14 protein-coding genes are annotated in these 19,572 nt (G+C 44.8%); 7 read left to right on the forward strand and 7 right to left on the reverse strand.

Annotated elements, in window-relative coordinates; all coding sequences use genetic code 11:
* Positions 1–431: 431 nt before the first annotated feature.
* The 3 genes from putA (at position 432) to EXU30_RS07490 (ending at position 5,523) form a co-directional block, all read left to right on the forward strand.
* Positions 432–3,617 carry a bifunctional proline dehydrogenase/L-glutamate gamma-semialdehyde dehydrogenase PutA gene (gene putA / locus EXU30_RS07480; protein WP_130598798.1) on the forward strand — a complete coding sequence of 1,062 codons (3,186 nt, stop codon included), beginning with the start codon at positions 432–434 and terminating at the stop codon, positions 3,615–3,617.
* Between the two features lie 333 nt (positions 3,618–3,950).
* The gene (locus EXU30_RS07485; protein WP_242620346.1) at positions 3,951–4,796 is read left to right on the forward strand and encodes a S1 family peptidase; all 846 of its coding nucleotides are present in this window, start codon (positions 3,951–3,953) and stop codon (positions 4,794–4,796) included.
* A gap of 106 nt (positions 4,797–4,902) precedes the next feature.
* A complete protein-coding gene (locus tag EXU30_RS07490) occupies positions 4,903–5,523 on the forward strand; it encodes a DsbA family protein (protein ID WP_130598800.1) in 621 nt (206 codons plus the stop codon).
* A 168-nt stretch (positions 5,524–5,691) separates the two neighbouring features.
* On the opposite strand, the gene EXU30_RS07495 is transcribed toward EXU30_RS07490, so the two are convergent.
* Complete coding sequence (locus tag EXU30_RS07495; RefSeq protein ID WP_130598802.1) at positions 5,692–6,954, reverse strand: serine hydrolase domain-containing protein; 1,263 nt, start codon at positions 6,952–6,954, stop codon at positions 5,692–5,694.
* A gap of 215 nt (positions 6,955–7,169) precedes the next feature.
* On the opposite strand from EXU30_RS07495, the gene EXU30_RS07500 reads away from it, so the two are divergent.
* Positions 7,170–8,054, forward strand: coding sequence for a LysR family transcriptional regulator (locus EXU30_RS07500; protein WP_130598804.1), 885 nt, complete (start codon positions 7,170–7,172; stop codon positions 8,052–8,054).
* 49 nt (positions 8,055–8,103) lie between these two features.
* Here EXU30_RS07500 and EXU30_RS07505 read toward each other — a convergent pair whose 3' ends face one another.
* Entirely contained in the window at positions 8,104–8,511 is a 408-nt protein-coding gene (locus EXU30_RS07505; protein ID WP_130598806.1) for a VanZ family protein, read from the reverse strand.
* Positions 8,512–9,154: 643 nt separating this feature from the next.
* Between EXU30_RS07505 and EXU30_RS07515 the strand changes: the two genes are divergently transcribed.
* The 3 genes from EXU30_RS07515 to EXU30_RS07525 all read left to right on the forward strand — a co-directional run bounded on the left by EXU30_RS07515 (position 9,155) and on the right by EXU30_RS07525 (position 12,227).
* Positions 9,155–10,501, forward strand: a complete 1,347-nt coding sequence (locus EXU30_RS07515; protein ID WP_423213363.1) for a Na+/H+ antiporter NhaC family protein — start codon at positions 9,155–9,157, stop codon at positions 10,499–10,501.
* Between the two features lie 288 nt (positions 10,502–10,789).
* Positions 10,790–11,437 carry a hypothetical protein gene (locus tag EXU30_RS07520; protein ID WP_130598808.1) on the forward strand — a complete coding sequence of 216 codons (648 nt, stop codon included), beginning with the start codon at positions 10,790–10,792 and terminating at the stop codon, positions 11,435–11,437.
* Between the two features lie 67 nt (positions 11,438–11,504).
* Positions 11,505–12,227 carry a pseudouridine synthase gene (locus EXU30_RS07525; protein WP_130598810.1) on the forward strand — a complete coding sequence of 241 codons (723 nt, stop codon included), beginning with the start codon at positions 11,505–11,507 and terminating at the stop codon, positions 12,225–12,227.
* Between the two features lie 362 nt (positions 12,228–12,589).
* On the opposite strand, the gene EXU30_RS07530 is transcribed toward EXU30_RS07525, so the two are convergent.
* The 5 genes from EXU30_RS07530 to EXU30_RS07550 form a co-directional block, all read right to left on the reverse strand.
* On the reverse strand, positions 12,590–14,746 hold the full coding sequence (locus EXU30_RS07530; protein ID WP_130598812.1) for a S46 family peptidase: 2,157 nt from the start codon (positions 14,744–14,746) through the stop codon (positions 12,590–12,592).
* 216 nt (positions 14,747–14,962) lie between these two features.
* Complete coding sequence (locus EXU30_RS07535) at positions 14,963–16,168, reverse strand: aromatic amino acid transport family protein (RefSeq protein ID WP_130598814.1); 1,206 nt, start codon at positions 16,166–16,168, stop codon at positions 14,963–14,965.
* 293 nt (positions 16,169–16,461) lie between these two features.
* The gene (gene katB / locus EXU30_RS07540; RefSeq protein ID WP_130598816.1) at positions 16,462–17,922 is read right to left on the reverse strand and encodes a catalase KatB; all 1,461 of its coding nucleotides are present in this window, start codon (positions 17,920–17,922) and stop codon (positions 16,462–16,464) included.
* A 477-nt stretch (positions 17,923–18,399) separates the two neighbouring features.
* A complete protein-coding gene (locus EXU30_RS07545) occupies positions 18,400–18,645 on the reverse strand; it encodes a YgjV family protein (RefSeq protein ID WP_130598818.1) in 246 nt (81 codons plus the stop codon).
* Positions 18,646–18,777: 132 nt separating this feature from the next.
* Entirely contained in the window at positions 18,778–19,215 is a 438-nt protein-coding gene (locus EXU30_RS07550; RefSeq protein WP_130598819.1) for a PaaI family thioesterase, read from the reverse strand.
* Positions 19,216–19,572 lie beyond the last annotated feature (357 nt).

The following is a 19,572-nucleotide window of genomic DNA, read 5'->3' on the forward strand; positions in this document are numbered from 1 at the left end:
CTCAAGATTTTATTTCAATTATTAGCCAGCACCTGCTGCGAAATAACAGTTAAACGACACATCTCATTCACTGGACAGACCATAAAATCCACTCACTATTTCTCGCTAAAACTATCCTGCAATCATCCAAGAAAATCACTCCACTAACCAACTGGATTAATTGTACTTAACTAAACATTTCATCGCCTTGCACGCTGGGCTAAAACAGTCATCACATACAACTTTTTGCCAGTACCGAAATCACGATTAATCGACTACATTTTGCAACACATATCACAAGTTAAACACAAGGGTGTTCAAGGTCACATTTTTATGTATACTCTGCGCAGCAAAATCGTACATTGTATACAAAATAAAATCCTAATAGAGGGATAACTCATAAATACAATGTGGCTACAACTACCTCAACGGACCTAGATGGAAGCATAAATATGTTTAAAGCGAGCGCTGTTTTAGGCGGACATTACGATGACGCCACTCTCGATACCCTGTTTCAAGCCATCACCGACAACTATATTGTTGACGAAGAGCAATACTTATCAGAGTTAATCAAACTTATCCCATCGTCTGATGAAGACATTCGTCAGGTAACCGACCATGCCCATTCTCTGGTCAACAAGGTTCGTCAGTACGAGAAAAAAGGGCTAATGGTCGGTATTGACGCGTTTTTGCAGCAATACAGCCTAGAGACGCAAGAAGGCATTATTTTAATGTGTCTGGCTGAAGCCCTACTTCGCATCCCTGATTCAGAAACCGCTGACGCGCTCATTGAAGACAAGCTGTCTGGCGCTAAGTGGGACGAGCATTTAAACAAAAGTGGCTCTGTATTAGTCAACGCCTCAACCTGGGGTTTAATGCTTACCGGTAAAATCGTAAAGCTAGACCGCAAGGTTGATGGCAAACCAAGCAACCTACTAAATCGTTTGGTCAACAAGATGGGCGAGCCAGTGATCCGCCAGGCAATGCTGTCGGCAATGAAGATCATGGGTAAGCAGTTCGTTCTTGGACGTGATATTAAAGAAGGCCTAAAAAACAGCGTTGATAAACGCAAGCTAGGCTATACCCACAGCTACGACATGCTAGGTGAAGCCGCCCTTACTGCAAAAGATGCTGAAAAGTATTTTGCGGATTACTCAGACGCCATTGCAGCACTAGGCGAGCAAAGTTACGACGAGTCACAAGCTCCGCGCCCAACTATTTCAATTAAGCTTTCAGCGCTACACCCTCGTTATGAAGTGGCCAATGAAGAGCGCGTACTCACTGAGCTTTACGACTCAGTCATTAAGCTTATCACCCAGGCGCGTAGCTTAAATATTGGTATCTCAATTGATGCTGAAGAAATGGATCGCCTAGAGCTATCGCTTAAACTATTCCAAAAACTCTATAACTCAGAAGCCGCTAAAGGCTGGGGCTTACTTGGTCTTGTAGTACAAGCCTACTCTAAGCGCGCATTACCTGTGCTTTGCTGGATTAACCGCTTAGCGAAAGAGCAAGGCGATGAAATCCCACTACGTCTAGTAAAAGGCGCTTACTGGGACAGCGAGCTAAAATGGGCACAGCAAGCTGGCGAAGGCGGCTACCCGCTGTATACCCGCAAAGCCGGTACCGATGCTTCATATCTGGCTTGTGCACGCTTCCTACTATCAGATGCAACCACAGGTAATATCTACCCGCAGTTTGCTACTCACAACGCGCAAACGGTGGCAAGCATTAGCGCCATGGCAAATGGTCGTAACTATGAATTCCAGCGTCTACACGGTATGGGCGAAGAGCTTTACGACACTATGCTAGCTGAAGCTGGTGCGAAATCAGTACGTATTTATGCGCCAATTGGTGCTCACAAAGACTTACTGCCATATCTGGTACGTCGCCTACTTGAAAATGGTGCTAACACCTCGTTTGTACATAAGCTAGTAGACCCTAAAACTCCAATCGAGAGCCTAGTAGTACATCCGCTAGTGACTTTGAAGAAGTATCGCACCCTGGCAAACAGTCAAATCGTACTTCCAGATGATATTTTTGGTGACGAGCGCAAAAACTCAAAAGGCATGAACCTAAACATTATCTCTGAATCGACTGACTTCTTTAGCAAGCTTGATTCTTTTGCAGGCACCCAATGGCAAGGTGGACCACTGGTTAACGGCGAGACTTTATCTTCGAGCGGCGCGCCAGAGCAAGTATTTAGCCCATTCGACACGACTAAGCTTGTAGGTAATATTACCCATGCTGACGAGCAAGCTATTGAGCTTGCATTGTCTTCGGCAAAAGCTGCATTCCCAAGCTGGAATCACACTCCAGTTGAGCAGCGCGCCGTTGCATTGAACAAGCTAGCTGATTTACTTGAAGACAATCGCGAAGAGCTTATCGCCCTTTGTACCCGCGAAGCCGGTAAGAGTATTCAAGACGGTATTGACGAAGTACGCGAAGCGGTCGATTTTTGTCGCTATTACGCAGTCCAAGCAACCAAGATGATGGCGACACCAGAGGTGATGCCGGGGCCAACTGGTGAACTGAACGAGCTATTTGTACAAGGCCGTGGTGTATTCGTATGTATTAGCCCATGGAACTTCCCACTGGCTATCTTCTTAGGTCAAGTAACAGCTGCGCTTGCTGCAGGTAACACGGTTGTGGCTAAACCTGCAGAGCAAACTTGTCTTGTGGGTTACCGCGCGGTGCAACTGGCTCACCAAGCAGGTATTCCAGTTGAAGCTCTGCAATACCTGCCAGGCACGGGAGCAACTGTTGGCGCTAAGATCACTAGCGATGAGCGTATTGCTGGCGTGTGTTTCACCGGCTCTACCGGCACTGCTAAAGTCATTAACCGCACCCTAGCTGAGCGCGATGGTGCAATCATTCCGCTAATCGCGGAAACCGGTGGCCAAAATGCCATGGTGGTTGACTCAACCTCTCAACCTGAGCAAGTTGTATTAGATATTGTCGACTCATCATTCACCAGTGCCGGTCAACGCTGCTCTGCGCTGCGTGTGCTGTACATTCAAGAAGATATTGCCGAGCGTGTACTTGATGTGATGAAAGGTGCGATGGAACAATTAACCATAGGCAACCCGCAATCAGTCAAAACCGACGTAGGCCCTGTGATTGACGCGACTGCTGCTGCAAACTTAAACGCGCATATTGACCACATTAGCCAGGTCGGCAAGCTTATCAACAAGCTTGAACTGCCAGAGGGCACTGAAAATGGTCACTTTGTGGCGCCAACGGCCGTTGAGATTGACTCAATCAAGGTGCTAGAAAAAGAACACTTTGGCCCTATCTTGCACGTTATTCGCTACAAAGCGTCTGAGCTTGATAAAGTCATCGACGATATCAACAGCACGGGCTTTGGCTTAACTTTAGGTATTCACAGCCGTAATGAAGGTCACGCGTTAGACATCGCTCGCCGTGTAGATGTGGGTAACGTCTACATCAATCGCAACCAGATTGGCGCGGTTGTTGGCGTTCAGCCATTTGGCGGTCAAGGCCTGTCTGGTACCGGTCCTAAGGCTGGCGGCCCGCACTACCTCACCCGCTTTGTGACCGAGAAAACTCGCACCAACAACATCACAGCAATTGGCGGTAACGCGACGCTGTTATCCCTAGGTGATGCTGACGAATAATCGGTTTAATGGCTTAGCTTATTGCTTCGCTAGATAGTTAATCGTATCAAGCCCGCGCAAGCGGGCTTTTTCATAGGTATACAGGGTCCAGATACCAAAACGAGTTCGCATCCATCGATGATGAGCGCACAAGATAGCGCAGTCGCACTAAGTTGAAAGTAACAACGACGCAAACAACTTCTACTCATTTCAAATCTGCCAGTAATTTTCCATATAAGCGTTACTCAACTTTTGCCAAGTTGATAATTTCTTACATTTTTTTGATTTAAATTTGTTTACAACGTTGCTTTAGTAAAAGCTGATATAGCGAGAAAGCAAACAAAAGGAGTTCGTTTGAAAATTGTTCAATTAGTTACTTTATTGATAAGTATGGTGGCATCGGTAGCCAATGCAATCGTTATTCGTCATGATGTTCCCGATAATAAATACCACGCCCAACCTAAAGATTTCCCGCCGTTAGCAACACTCTATAACATTGGTGTTCACGGTACGCTTATTCACCCAGAATGGGTGGTCACTGCAGCTCATGCGGTCTTTTGTATGAACCCTGGACAGAAAATCAAAGTCGGTAATCAAGTCGTTACAATTGCCAACCGATATAGTTATCCTGATTATCAACTAGGTGATGAGCACGATATTGCCTTGCTAAAGCTCGATTCAAAAGTAACCAGTATTGAACCTGCCGACATGTTTAGCGAAACCACAGAGCAAGGCATGGTAACTTGGTTTATCGGTGTAGGCGGAACCGGCAGTGGCGTAGATGGGCAGACTATCAGCTATAAAGAAAACAATGGCAAGTTAAGAAAAGCACAGAATAAAATAGTGAGCACCACAGACACAGATATTGTTTATAAGTTTGACAAAGGTGCCAAAGGTGAAGCACTTGAAGGTGTTTCAGGCAATGGCGATAGCGGTGGCCCTGCTTACATTAAAGATGGCGATAAATATGTACTACTTGGTGTCAGCTCGCGTGCAGATTCGTGGTTCTACGATGTTGGAGAATATGGCGTGACAGAGCTATACACTCGCGTCTCATCTTACCGAGACTGGATGCAACAAATCATATCAACAGATAATGAGTCATCAAGAAAACAGCTTGCTACACAAAACCCATTTCTTCATGACAACATGAAACCTGAAAGCATGAATGAACTGTGCGCTTCGATAGAAGTGAATTAAAGTGAAGCGAACGAGCCGAGCCGGAGTTTAGGTTATTTATAATTCCATACGGCTAAAAACCAGGTGCAGCTAATCATCTAGTGGCACACAACTAACCGAGGTAAAAATGCGATTGTTGTACGTGATGGACCCCATGTGTGGTTGGTGTTACGGCTTTCAGGGCGAGCTCGAAGCCTTTTTAGTGACGCATCCTGAAGCTAAAGTTGACTGGATTATGGGCGGCTTGGCGCCCGACACGACAACGCCGATGGACGAGAACCTAAAGCAAACCATCGCATCTTACTGGCACCAAATCGAAAGCAAAACTCAGGTCAGCTTTAACCATGATTTTTGGAGATTAAATACCCCTTATCGCTCAACCTATGGGGCTTGCCGCGCAGTGATCGCCGCTGAAAAGCTAATGCCAAAAAGCGCTCAACAGATGGTAAAGGCAATTCAATCGGCGTATTACCAAAAGGCTTTGAATCCATCTTTAGATCAAACGCTTATTGGTTGTGCTGGCGAAATAGGAATAGATAAACAGCAATTTAAAACGGCGCTTAACTCAAAAGAAACCGAACAAAGTTTGCAGCAGCATTTGCAGATAACGCGTCAGCTTCAGGTTAGTGGCTTCCCTGCGCTTTTCTATGTCGATGACACTAACCATGCCTACCGTTTAGCAAGCGGGTACTGCACTAGTCAGGAATTAATCCAAAATCAGCAGCGGGTCCTTAAACGCGAGCGCTAATCAGCTTCACCGTGGAACGCTATAGACGTAAAAATCCCTTGCCTTATGCAAGGGATTTATCATTTTAAACCGTGCCTCTGCTTACTTTTTTAGTCTCAACTAAAATAAACAATAAACAATGAGCAGTGAGCAGTGAGCGAGGCGTAAACAACGAAAGGACCATGTTGATTAAATCATTTTCAGCTGTTTCACGATTTCGTTGATGGCAGACACCATTTCATGGTCGTAGGCGTCAACAACAGATTTCTCAGAAGAGGCTTGGCGCACCACAACAACATTTTCGGTTGGGTCAACATAAATCCATTGTCCAAAAATACCTAGCGCTGTGAATGCCTGATTGTCATTCATAGTGTGCCAAAACTGATTTTTGTAAGACCATCCAGCTAATGCACCTTCGCTATAACCACCTTTGGCAAATTTTTCTGGGTCACCACCTTTCACTGTTTCCATAACCGCTCTAGGGTGAATAACTCGTTCGCCTTTTAGGTTTTTACCGCCATCGGCCAGCATTTGTCCAAAACGAGCCATATCTCGAGCCGTACCATTTAACCCACCAGAAGCAAGCCCAACCGACGCTGGATCTGACATGATATATGCACCGCGCTCCATACCCAACTTGGTCCAAATACGCTCTTGCAGCACTTCACTAAACGGTTTGTTCTCTACAGTTGAAATCAACCAGGCCACAACATCTGTATTGGCGGTTAAGTAATGGAACTCTTGCCCGTGATCTCGCTCGCCGTCTTTTTCAAGTTCTGCTAAAAACTCATGAATGGTTTGCGGACCGGCATAACCTGGCTCTTTAGGTGTTAAACCTACTGTTTTCGCATGCTTAAACACCTCGGCGTTAGGGTCTTCGTAGGCCTCTGAATATTTAAGATTGTTGGTCATGTCCAACACTTCGCCCACAGTTGCATCACTAAATGCCGATTGCGCTAGTTCAGGAATATATGTTTTTACTAGGGCGTCACGATTAAGTTTCCCTTCAGCAACTAAGGTTGCAGCGATAATACCGGTGAAGGATTTGGTCACACTCATCATCTGGTGATGAGTACGTTCGCTCTGACCATCAAAGTATTGCTCGGCTACTATCTCACCGTTTTTCAATACGACAAATGCATCTGCACGGTGCTTATTAAGAGTATCAAGCAAATTTAGACGCTCGCCTTTGTGCTCAAACGTCATGTTTAGATCTAACTGCTTATAAGATTTTGGCAGTTCAATGACCTGTTTGTAGCCGCCATTGTCAATTTGCTTGGTATTTACAAACTCACTCAAGTGCTTGTATGTGTATCGGTTTACATCAGGGTGAAGAATGTTACTTGCATTTGCGCCCATTTCTACACGGATTTTGCCGATTGAGCTGGCTGCCTCTACCATGCCAACAGAAAGTGTGGTTAATAGTGCGACTGCGATTAATGATTTTTTCATGATTGCCTGCCTTTTGTTTAAACTTGCAGCGTTATTGCTGATGAGCCTATTTTAAGCAGACTAAAAATTATGTTAGTGTCAAAACCTGCAACCTAAAGTTTGAAGTACAGTTCTTGAAGTTAGGGCCTTGAAGTTAGGATCTTGAGTTTTGAAGTTAGTAGTTTCTAAGATTCAAGCGACTTGTAATTAGCAACAGAATTTGAGGTGGAGGCAATATGCACATTACTTTCGAGCGACTTAAGTACCTTGTTGCGGTCGCCCAGCACGGCAGCTTCTCGGCTGCTGCTAGAGAGCTAGGCGTGAGCAACACAGCGGTAAATAAAACCATTCAAGCCCTGGAGTTTGACTTAGAACTAAATATATTTGAGCGCCATCATGGTAAGCGCCCTCAACTTACCGATGCAGGTAAGAAGCTATATGTTCAAGCACTCGACATAGTGCCTAAAGTCCTTTTAATGGAACAGCATGCAGAAACACTGAGCCTGGGGATAGAACCGAGCTTAACCATCGCAGTACACCCTTACACTTTATCCCTAGAATTCAACCAACTGCTATCGGAGCTGAACGATAACTACCCAACCCTAGAGCTGAAATTCATCGATGCTGAGTCACTCACAAGTTATGACGACGAATTTGATATCTATGTAGGACCTAGCCGCCACCAGGTGCCTAGAGGAATGAACGTGTTAACCATTACCCAGTTTGAATGGCGAGTAGTCTGTGCGCCAACGTTTCCATTGACCAAATACCGAGGTCATATTGAACCTGAGGATATGGATAAGTTCTCGCAAATTCTGCTAACTGAAGGCTTTTGCACTAAACCTGAATACCGCGAGGCCATGCGCTACTCAACGCGTGTGATCAGCGTAGACAGTTTCTATCAAATGCGGGAAATGTTGCTAGCTGGTCTTGGGTTTGCGCTGTATCCAGCGCATTTGTCAAAACCCCTTGTTGATAATGGCCAGTTGGTTGATCTCATGTTTGAGTTTGGCACCATGGGAAACTACTGGCCTGTTGAAGCACTTTGGCGCAACCAACTAGGTATCGCCGGAGAATGGCTGATAGAGCGGATAACAGAACAATCCACAAAAGAGGCTTAATGATAGTGCTAGCTTTCATAAGCTAGCCATTAGCTATGCTCCCTAAATCTTAAAGTGTTTTGCTTTGGTCTGTATCCAGTCGCTGTTGCAGCTTGCGACACACAATGACGGATAACCCAATGCCAATGGCATCGAACAACAAGTCGGTAAAATCAAATGTGCGAGTAGCAATAAAGGCTTGGGAAAACTCTTCAGCAATAACAAATAAACTCACCACTATCGCACCGAGGTATGCTTGTTTGCCTAAAAGAGTGATGCAATAAAAACGGCTAGCAACAATTACTATGCAGGACAGGCTACCAAACAACAGCAAGTGCCCAAGTTTGTCACCATAAGGAATGGCCGCCACAAGCTGAAACAGTGAGCTAGATGCCCCAGTATTGGCTAGGTAAATCACCCACAGAATAAACAGGCTAAAACTCGCCGCCACCAGCTTAATAATATGTTGCACTGCCATTTTCCCCTTTGGCTAAAACTCACTTTTGAATTCTTAGATACCCACCTCACACAGCCCACTTTCCAGGGTCATGATGACAGGGGAAGTTACTGGCTTAATTAACATATCGCCACAAAACCAAACAAAATTTAATCAATAAGATAAAAATAACAACAGACACAAAGAAGTCTAGACGTCTAGATTGACAGTAATGGATTGAATCCCTAAGATTGGCAAAAACCTAGGGTGATGTGTTAACTATATTAGCGAAAGCAATTTTACCTTCATTAGGCAAGACTCGCTTTCACTCATATTGAGCAAGGGTCGCGAGGGCCTGTAGTTCTTTGCTGATTAGAATTTGTTCGAATTAAAAGCACTTTAATCGCGACGCGAGCGATGACGTCTAGTCACCTACACAAATTCGCTCGCAACAAAGAGTAAAGTGCTTTTAAACGAACCTTTCAGGCAGCGCTTGTTGTCATTTCTACTGCGTTAACGACTTATCATGTGGAACAACCACACATCAAAGTCGTTGCCTTGTATAAATTTCCAACAAGCAGCTGCAAAAATAATCTTGAAAGAGCAACAGGCCCTAACATCACCGATTTTAATTTGATGGATCATTTGTGCAGTCATTTTTGGCGCGTATAAAAGAGAGAAAATTTTGACAATAAAAACAACACCATCAGCGGCTCCGTCCGCCACGCCAGCGTCATTTATTGCGCTGTTACCATTGTTCCTGTTTTTAGGCCTGTTCATTGGTGCCGGACTCTATTTCCAAAGTCAGGGCGTTGATTACGCATTCTATCAACTACCAAGTGTGATTGCGATTTTGCCAGCAATCATTCTGGCGTTGATCTTATCTAAGCAAAAACTAAACAATGCCATCGAAACCTTCATTGCAGGTATCGGCCATAGCAACATCATCGCCATGTGCTTGATCTACTTGTTAGCTGGTGCATTTGCCTCTGTAGCCAAAGCAACGGGCGGCGTAGATGCTACCGTCGCCATGGGCTTATCATTCATTCCATCAGAATTACTTCTGCCAGGATTCTTCATCATCGCCGCATTCATTGCTACCGCAATGGGTACTTCAATGGGCACTATTGCTGCAGTTGCACCTGTGGCATTAGGCGTGGCAGACCAAGCGCAAATTGATTACGTTTTAATGGCGGGAGCGGTCATGTCTGGTGCACTTTTTGGCGATAACTTATCGATTATTTCAGATACCACGATTGCGGCAACCCGTACTCAAGGTAGTGAAATGAAAGATAAATTCCGTGAAAACATTATCTTTGCAGCGCCAGCAGCTTTTATCACCCTGATTGCCTTTACTTTTGCGGGTCAAGGTCAGGCAGATATTGAAGCGCAAAGCTATAGCTTCATTAATGTAGTGCCTTATCTAACCATTCTTATTCTGGCAGTCTCTGGTTTAAATGTATTTGTGGTCTTGTCTATCGGTATCGTTCTGGCAGGCTTAACAGGCGTGGCAACAGCCGACTACACCATGGTTACCTTTGGTCAGGACATTTACGCTGGTTTCACTAACATGCAAGAAATTTTCATTCTTTCAATGCTTGTCGGCGGCCTTGCTGCGCTAATGCAACAACAAGGCGGGTTAGCTTTTGTTAGCTCTAAGATTGAGGCGCTTATTGCTCGTTTTTCATCGAAAAAAGGTGAAGCGTCAAGCCGTGCTGCAGAGCTAGGTATGGCGGGCATAGTCGCGGCAACAAATACTTGTGTGGCCAACAACACAGTCTCGATTGTGGTTACTGGTGATATTGCTAAAGATTTAGCACAAAAGAATCAGGTTACACCCAAGCGTGCTGCTAGTATCTTGGATATCTTCGCCTGTATTGTACAAGGCCTAATCCCTCATGGCGCACAAGCACTGCTCATTGCCTCAACTTTCTCTATCAGTCCTTTAGCAGCGATTTCAAACGTGTGGTACTGCATGATCCTAGCGGTTGTTGCTGTAGTCATTGTCACCATGCGTAAGCGCACCGCATAGCGCCTACGGAAACAAAGGCTTTTAAGCCAGAAAGACATATTCATAAGCCCCATTTTTGGGGCTTTTTGTTACCTAGCTTAAAACAATATCGTCTGTAGTTTTAACAGCTTAAGTGCAACTACGCAGCAACGACCTGGCTAAACACCACCATAACTCCTCATCGCGAGACAACTTTCTGCTTTGACATTGTCAGTCTTAAGGTTAATATTTTGTAAAACAATAACCAAAAATCGCGAACACTTGGCTAATTCACAGCACAACCTTGACCTACATCTAGTGATATTTTTTATGTCGCTATTCACAGCGGTGATCTGCACTGCTGGAGTGGGCGCTACCCTGTATGTTGAAACTAACGGCCTCACACTCGAAACCATAAACACTCGTCCTGACACCTTTGGTAACTACCTCACCTCATCATTTGCGATCGTATTTAATATGTCTTTGTTGTCAGCTGGCTTTTGTTTAATGCTGGCCATGCTTGGGGTTTACTTTACCTTTAACGATAGCCTTAACCGCTACATAGCAGTAACAGGCGCCATTGTTGGCTTAAGCATTTTGTTGATGGGCGTGTTCCCAATTAACTTTATTGACTGGCACCGTAAGGTTTCAACCTTGTATATGCTCAGCTCCTTTAGCTTGCATTTACTATGTATCCCCAATTTTTTTAGAACAAAATCAACTATTTCGAAAAAGGTCTTGGCTTTATCCACCTTTGGTGTGCTGTGCACCTTAAGCCTAATGTTGCAAATTGATTGGTCGGTGCTAGATTTTCCACCTTGCGCCCATGCCGACAACAGTATTTGTACTGTGTCGTTGTCGATGTGGTTACTCACCAACGTCAATATCCTTTGGTGTGTGTCACTTTGCTTAGATATGCGCAAACACATCAAGCATCAACAGTCTGTCATTGTCCAATCTAGCTACGCTAATTTATAATCCAGCCATTCGGGCTAACAATAATTGGCCACTCGCACTTTCAACAAACCGCATAAGCAGCTAATTCATGACTCAATACCGACTCGCTCATTATCTTGCCATGTGCGGCGTGGCATCACGCAAAAACGCATCAAAACTGATAACCGAAGGGCGAGTTAAAATTGACGGGCGTTTAGCGAACCACACCGACAAGGTCGATGATGCGCAAGTCCCAGATATTTACGTCGATGACATTGCTGTTGATAAGCCTGAAGCAAAACAATATTGGATTTACCACAAACCAGTGGGGATTGACTGTAATCTTGATGCCCAGCGCCAAGCTAGCCTCATCCACCACCTGCCTGAAGATGTCAGATTGTTTTCAGTCGGGCGGCTAGATAAAGACTCTCGCGGCTTGTTATTACTGACCAACGACGGGCTGTTTAACCAACAGCTTATGCACCCAGAGTTTCATTACCCTAAGACTTATCATGTAACAGTTGAGCGTGAGTTTGATGCCGAGTTTATCCACAAAATGGCAACTGGGGTTAGCTATAAGGATGTCACTACCAAGCCATGCCACGTTAGCGCGATTGGTGAGATTGGCTCAACGCGTCAGTTTGAAATATGTTTAACTCAAGGCATGAACCGCCAAATTCGCCGCATGGCAAAAGCATTAGGCTATTACGTTTGCGACTTACAACGCATAGCCATTGGTGAGTTAACATTTGCAGATGTTAATGAGGGTGAAATGCGCCAGTTAACCAATGATGAACTCGCTTCGCTAAGGTCACTGACTAAGGCTGACTAGTCTTACTGTATGTTCCCTTAACAGATGTAAATTACCACCTTCTGAAAAAGGTGGCTTTGTGTTAGCTCCCTAGAAGGGAGCCTAGCTTCACCGGTTGAAACTATAAACTAGAGTTGTAATGACATCTAAAGCCGTTGAAAACAAGGATGTTTTCGTCGAGCACACAGGGATGTGCTTGCTGCGCACTTTAAATGTCATTGCGGCGTGAGCAAACAATCTAAGCTGCCAGATATAGAAAACACTAGAATTTACAAGCAAAGCCTAAACAAATGATAACCACCTACTGAAGTAGGTGGTTTAGGGCTGAAAACAAAAATGCCAGCAAATTGCTGGCATTTTTAGTATTGGCTTAACCTAAGAAATTAGTGAACGATTTCCATTTCTTCTAGTAGGTTGTCAGCTTTATCTAGGTATTTCATTACCCAAAGCATGTAACGGCTATCAACCTGAATTGAGCGGTTAGTTTGTGGGTCATAGCCCCAGTCACCAATGATACTCTCGTATACACCGTCAAACAGCAGACCTACTAGCTCAGCGCGGCCATTTAGGGTTGGCGAGCCTGAGTTACCACCTGTGGTATCTAGTGTCGATAGGAAGTTAACCGGCACTGAGTCGATGTCTTTCATGTAGAAATCACCGTACTGCTTATTATTAATAAGCTCTAACTGACGCTTAGGCGCATCAAACGGATCGGCACCTGTGTCTTTAGCCACAATACCTTCAAGGCGAGTAAACGGCACTGCAACAAGACCATCTTGCGGCGAGTAACCTGTTACATTACCAATCGATACGCGTAGACTCGAGTTAGCATCAGCGTATACTGGCTTACCTAGCTCACGGTTGTAAGCGATAATAGCGTCCATAAACTGCGGGCGAACCTTCATTAAGTCACCTGCAAGTTGTTTAGCTTTTTTCTCGCGCTTCATTTTTTCATCATAGGTTGCCACAGCAAACTTGATGAATGGATCGTTAGACTTCTTAAACTCAGCTACCGACTTGTCCATCCATGCTAGACGTGTTTCTTTGTCGCTTAGCTTGGTTTTTGCGTACATTTTGTCAAGCGTTTTCATTAGCTTGGCTTCATCAAACTTCTTGCCGATGCCGAATGCTTTATCAAAGTCTTTGAGACGTTGCTCTGCTGGCAGCGCCGCGTAACGCTTAAGTAAGTCAGCTAAAATCGCTTTATCAACACTTGCAGCATAACGACGATCAATACGCTCCATGCTCGACTTAAAGCGAGTCATGTCACGGTCTTGATAGCCAGGCTCACGCTCCATATCAGGCAGTGCTTTTTCATTCGCTAGGCGATATAGGCGCTCAGCTGTGCTCTTCATGGTGGTGTAGCCCATGTAAGACAGCAGAATGTCACGCTCTTGGCCTTGCTGGCCTTGAGCGATTAACTTGTCTAGCTCAGCTAAGGTTTTGCCGTATTTTGCTTTACGCTTGCTGTCAGAGTTAATCCACTTAGCTAGGTTTGCTTCAAGTGCTTTACGGTCATCAAGCATGGTTGACTTACCATAGAACTCGATCATCGAAGTGAAGTTTTTAGCATAGTTAGCTAGACCAGCAATCGCGCTTTCGTACTTAATACGCTCATCGCTGCCTTCAGCAGCCGTAGTCTTGATGATTTCGATTAAGCGCTCACGCAGAATTTTACCTTCTGGGTATGCCCACTCGAACTGATTCTCTACTTCATTAGCTGTGCGGTAACGGTTAGTGCGGCCTGGGTAACCTGCAACCATCACAAAATCACCATCGCTTACGCCTTTAGCAGAAACTTTCAAGAAGCTCTTTGGCTCGTATGGTACGTTGTCTTTGCTGTAATCAGCTGGCTTACCGTCTTTACCTACGTATGCGCGGTAGAAAGAGTAGTCACCAGTGTGGCGTGGCCACATCCAGTTATCAATGTCGCCACCGTATTTACCTACACTACCCGCTGGGTTGTAAGTTAGGCGTACATCACGGATTTCCATTTGCTTAACTAGGTAGTACTCAAGACCACCGTGGAAGCTGTAAACCTTACAGCGGTAACCATCTTCAGCTTCACACTCAGCAACGAGGGCTTTTTCAGCTTGCTCAATGCCTTTGTAGAAGTCATTACCGGTTTTGCTCATTTGACCTGACTTCACCTTGTCGGTCACGTCTGTCACTTCTTCAGTCACATAAATGCGTGAACCCGGTGTTGCCGGCAGCTCTTCAGCATAAGTTTTTGCTAAGAAGCCGTCTTTAAGCAGGTTTTTCTCTGGCGTTGAGTTGTATTGGATTGAGCCGTATGCACAGTGGTGGTTAGTCACCACTAGACCCTTTGGCGATACAAATGACGCAGAACAACCACCTAGGCTGATCACGGCATTCATCGGGAATTCGGTTAATTTAGAGATAGACTTAGCATCAATTTCTAAGCCTTTTGCTTTTAGCTCATCTGCCATTGCCGGCAGTTGATATGGTTGCCACATACCTTCATCAGCAGTTGCACCAAAGCTGGCGGCAATCGCTGCTGTTAATAGCCATTTTTTCATTTTACTTAATTCCGTTTTATCGATTTCAGCGTTGGGAGAATTCCGCGTTACTTACTAACACATGCACAGGCTCTCGCAACCTTGGGAAAACGCCAATAAAAAAGTCAGGCGAATTGCCTGACTTTATCAAAACTGTTGCTATGTTCCCAGCGAACTAAACACTCTATTACAAAATGCCGTTAATTTCTGGAAGCTTAGCTTCACAGCACCTAGACCTTAGCCTAACGCCACCATTAGTTGAGCAACCACAATTGCAACACCTAGTAGCGAAATAAGTCCTAAGCCAAAGCTACCACCAGCAACCTGATATCCACCTAGGTTTTGCGGGCGCTGTTTAAATGCCATTGCGACAGGCAAGAACATGATCATCACTACCAGTGGGATAGCGGCAAAACCTAGCACCTGGAAGAATCCGTCTGGGTAGAACAAGGCACATAATAGTGGCGGCACAAAGGTTAATGCCCAGGTTTGCGCGCGACCAGCCAGGTTGTCTTTGGCACGAGTTAACTCAGCAATGTAATCAAATAGGCTCATGGTCACACCGAGGAAAGAGGTGATCAGCGCAAGATTAGCGAAGATATCAACACACTGACGGATTATGGCTGAATCAGCTACCTGCTGCAGTGCACCAACTAATGCTGGCAGCGAGCCTTCAAAACCATGAACCGTGGCGCCGCCAATAGTACCCAGTGTTACTAGCAGCCATAAGATGTAACTCACTAGCGGGATGGTTGAACCTATCAGTAATACCTTACGCAGAGATTGCGCATCGCCATCCAGGTAACGCACGATAGTCGCGATACAAACATGGAAACCAAATGAGGTAAATACCACAGGAATCGCCGCCATCCATAATTGGTTTAGCTCACTTGCTTCAACAATGCTTTTGCTCGCCTCGCCAATGATGTTGCTCGCATTAACTTCAGGTAGTAAGAAGGCGACAACCACCACTAACAACACAACCATTGCCGAGAATAAAATACGTGAGACTTTATCAATCCAGCTAACGCCAACAGCAATAATTCCGCCGAAGATAAAGGTAAATAACAACACCGCGATGCGGTTATCTAACTTCATACCCAGCAAAGGCTCTAGGCGTACTTCAAGCAATGATGAACCGCCCATTAAGTAGACCATAGTCAGCGCAAATAGCAGGCTTAATAACGACGCACCTTGAATAACCTGCCCAAGCTTACCTAGTGTTTTGCCCGTAATTGCATGCACATTGTCACCTACGCCAGTACGTAGGTTAATTTCTAGCATTAATAAAGAGGTGTAAGCTGATGTGCCCCAAATCACCGTCAGCAGCACAATAGCTGGCACCATGCCTAGCGCAGCGGTTGCCAAAGGCAATGCCAACATACCGCCACCAATGGCAGTACCGGCAACAATGGCAATTGAGCCAAGTATTTTTAAGTTCACTGAAAAATCCCGTCGTTATTTTTGTAGTTCAAACGACAGTAGCAGAGGCAAAATTATCGAGCAAGAAACTTCCTATTTAAAAGGGTTTGCGAGGCGTTTAGAAACAATTACATAACAATTGGCACACTTGAATTAACCTTAGCCTTTGCAATGACGAAACATTACACCGATACAGTAGTACGCACTGCAGGTTTTTCGCATTTGTTTAAGCTATCTCGAAGTTAAAGGACATCAGCAAACAAAAAAGCAGAGCCAAATGACTCTGCTTTTATCAAATAATTAAGAAACAAACCCTAATTAATTTCTAGCGCGGTTTTAACTCTTAGACCATAGTCAGCATCAGCTTTAGTGAAGTGCTCAACCATTTGGCTTTGAATTTCAGGCGTCACCTGACTCAAGGTTGCCGCAATGGTTTCAACTAAACGCTGTTTTTCACCTTCATCAAAGATGCGATATAGGTTACCTGCTTGCTCATAGTCATTCTGGTTGTAACGACTATAGCGGTCTGCTTCACCGTCTAAGCGCAGCGGTGGCTCTTTTAAGTCAACCGACTCAACTAATGGCTCTTTGGTGTTTGGACCATAATTGGCTGTAGCATCACCACCGGTTTGACCACCGTGATATGGGCACTGAGTACCTGCCATCGCGCCACCGCGTTGATGATGATTTGCCTTAGTTGCATGTGGGCAGTTAACTGGCAACTGATTGTAGTTAGCTCCGATGCGGTAGCGCTGCGCATCAGCGTAGGCAAACAAACGTGCCTGCAACATTTTATCTGGCGATGCACCGACACCTGGCACCAGGTTGCTTGGCGCTAAAGCAACCTGCTCAACTTCAGCAAAGTAGTTTTCAGGTAAGCGATTTAGCTCTAACTCACCAATCTCAATGAGTGGGTAGTCAGCATGTGGCCACACCTTAGTTAAATCAAAGGGATTGATGTGATAAGTGTTAGCCTCTGCTTCTGGCATGATTTGCACGTTCACTGTCCACTTAGGGAAGTTACCATCTTTAATCGCTACCACTATGTCACGCTGTGACGAATCAGGATCGATACCTTTTAGCTTATCGGCCTGCTCATTGGTTAAGTTAACCACACCTTGTTGTGACTTAAAGTGGAACTTAACCCAGTAACGCTCGCCCTTAGCATTCCAGAAAGAGTATGTATGCGAGCCATAACCATGCATCTGGCGGTAGTTCGCAGGGATACCGCGATCAGACATTAAGATTGTGATCTGATGCATCGCCTCTGGGTTAGCAGCCCAAAAGTCCCACATAGCTTGTGGATCTTTTAAGTTTGTTTGCGGATTACGCTTTTGGGTATGAATAAAGTCTGGGAACTTAATACCATCACGCAAGAAGAAAGTCGGCGTGTTGTTACCCACGATGTCGTGATTACCGCGCGCTGTGTAGAAACGCAGACCAAAACCACGTGGGTCACGCTCAGCGTCAGCACTGCCCATTTCACCACCCACGGTAGAGAAACGTACAAAAGTCTCGGTTTCTTTGCCAACCTCGTTGAAGTGATCAGCCAGAGTATATTCACTTAAATCTTTAGTTAGGGTGAATTTACCGTAAACGCCTGTACCTTTGGCATGAACAACGCGCTCTGGAATACGCTCGCGATTAAAGTGCGCTAGCTTTTCAATTAGATGCCAGTCTTGCAATAAAACTGGGCCGCGCTCGCCAGCTGATAATGAATTTTGATCATCGCTGATCGGTGCACCGCTTTGACTCGTTAAATACTGTTGTGACATATCAAATTCCTTACTTCGTTGGCTTTAACCACTGCTCAATTAAATCGACTAACGTTGGCATAGGATGTCCTCCTAGCTGCTTGAATAGCTTCATACTAGGCGCAAGCGCTAAACTTAAAAAGCGATTAAATCAGATTAAAACAATCACATTTATCGATTTAAAGTTGTGTAGAAATAACTACTGTTAGAATTGGTTCTCTGCGAGGGACGAAGCCTAGGTGATATTTACTTAAGGAGTTTGATGTGGGTTAATCAACTCGTAATATGCAGAATTTAATTTTTTATCAGCAAGATAAATTGAACACGTCAACGAAGTTAGCAGTTAATATTAGCTAGCTAGAACAAGCATGAGAAAGCTATCTTCTGACACAACCGCGCCAGCGCCAAAAACAAAAATGGGAGCTTTTAGCTCCCATTCACAGGCTTAGAGTAAAAAAAAATTCAATTCAACTCGAACTGATAGCACTACATCAGCGTTTACTGCTCTTCATCTTGCTGCGGCTCGCGATATAGCTTATTGAGGTAGTACACATTAATGCAGGCGATAAAGGCATTGACTAATGCGACCGGCAGCGCGCCGATTGCTAGGCCATAGGCGACAAATAAAATTGCGCCTAATAGGTTCCACCAACGCAATTTTTTAATGTCAGACATAGTTAACGACACGGCGACCAGCACTGAGGCTAGGTAGCCAATCCATTCCCAAATTGTGGCGCTTTCCATACTCTCTCCTTAATGTCGCGGCAGTAAATATATGCCTTAGGCATGTTCACCAACTATGTAAACAGCCCTACTCACTATCTTTGTTTAGCTATCGGGACTAAGCGTTCAGCGCTTAACTATTAGCGCTTACTATTAGCGCTTTACGACTGCCGCAGTCATACGTGAAATACAACATAATTCATTAGCACTATTATGGATTAAAATTTCCCATACTGAGCTACGTTTACCTAAATGAACGGGTTTTGCGGTTGCGGTCAGTGTGCCCTTGCGAGAGGCTTTCAAATGGTTGGCATTGATCTCCTGACCCACGCAGTAATACTTTTCAAAATCGACGGCAAAGTTTGCGGCGTAGCTGGCAACCGTTTCGGCAAGGGCAACATTAGCGCCGCCGTGCACAATTCCTAATGGGTTATGAACCGACGGATCCGCTGGCATAGTCGCCGTCATGTAATCTTCACCAATTTCGGTCACTTTAATTCCAAGTGTTGTCATCAAGGTACCTTTGCCACCCATTCCAGCATCCAGGCGTTCACAATCTTCTAGGGTGATATCTTTGTACCAAATACTCATACTACTATCCTTGGTTATTCTTGTTGTTTATCAAAGCGTTTAATAAATATTAAGCTTAACGCGTTTTTACCTCAAAGCTAAGCTGCTATGCAACTCAGTCAAGGCTTTACGGCATACAGCTCTATCTTCTGAAAGCAGATTTAGTGTTATCACTTAATATAAAGCCGCCTAGGCTAAGCTTAATCAGCAGTAGCATCTAGTTGCAATGACATTTAAAGCCTTTGAAAACATGGATGTTTTCGCAGAGCCCACAAGGATGTCTTAACGGCGTGCTTTAAATGTCATTGCCTAGCAGGCTATTTAAGTACGGCATCAACGGAAAATTATCGACATAACGTTATTGATAATAAATACCTA

This window comes from Shewanella maritima, assembly GCF_004295345.1.
Classification (GTDB): domain Bacteria; phylum Pseudomonadota; class Gammaproteobacteria; order Enterobacterales; family Shewanellaceae; genus Shewanella; species Shewanella maritima.

Excerpts from the sequence above, each read along its gene's own strand:
- EXU30_RS07520 (WP_130598808.1), top strand. The coding sequence starts at position 10,790 with ATGTCGCTATTCACAGCGGTGATCTGCACTGCTGGAGTGGGCGCTACC.
- EXU30_RS07525 (WP_130598810.1), top strand. The coding sequence starts at position 11,505 with ATGACTCAATACCGACTCGCTCATTATCTTGCCATGTGCGGCGTGGCA.
- EXU30_RS07505 (WP_130598806.1), bottom strand. The coding sequence starts at position 8,511 with ATGGCAGTGCAACATATTATTAAGCTGGTGGCGGCGAGTTTTAGCCTG.
- EXU30_RS07550 (WP_130598819.1), bottom strand. The coding sequence starts at position 19,215 with ATGAGTATTTGGTACAAAGATATCACCCTAGAAGATTGTGAACGCCTG.
- EXU30_RS07545 (WP_130598818.1), bottom strand. The coding sequence starts at position 18,645 with ATGGAAAGCGCCACAATTTGGGAATGGATTGGCTACCTAGCCTCAGTG.
- EXU30_RS07490 (WP_130598800.1), top strand. The coding sequence starts at position 4,903 with ATGCGATTGTTGTACGTGATGGACCCCATGTGTGGTTGGTGTTACGGC.
- katB (WP_130598816.1), bottom strand. The coding sequence starts at position 17,922 with ATGTCACAACAGTATTTAACGAGTCAAAGCGGTGCACCGATCAGCGAT.
- EXU30_RS07500 (WP_130598804.1), top strand. The coding sequence starts at position 7,170 with ATGCACATTACTTTCGAGCGACTTAAGTACCTTGTTGCGGTCGCCCAG.
- EXU30_RS07495 (WP_130598802.1), bottom strand. The coding sequence starts at position 6,954 with ATGAAAAAATCATTAATCGCAGTCGCACTATTAACCACACTTTCTGTT.
- EXU30_RS07530 (WP_130598812.1), bottom strand. The coding sequence starts at position 14,746 with ATGAAAAAATGGCTATTAACAGCAGCGATTGCCGCCAGCTTTGGTGCA.
- putA (WP_130598798.1), top strand. The coding sequence starts at position 432 with ATGTTTAAAGCGAGCGCTGTTTTAGGCGGACATTACGATGACGCCACT.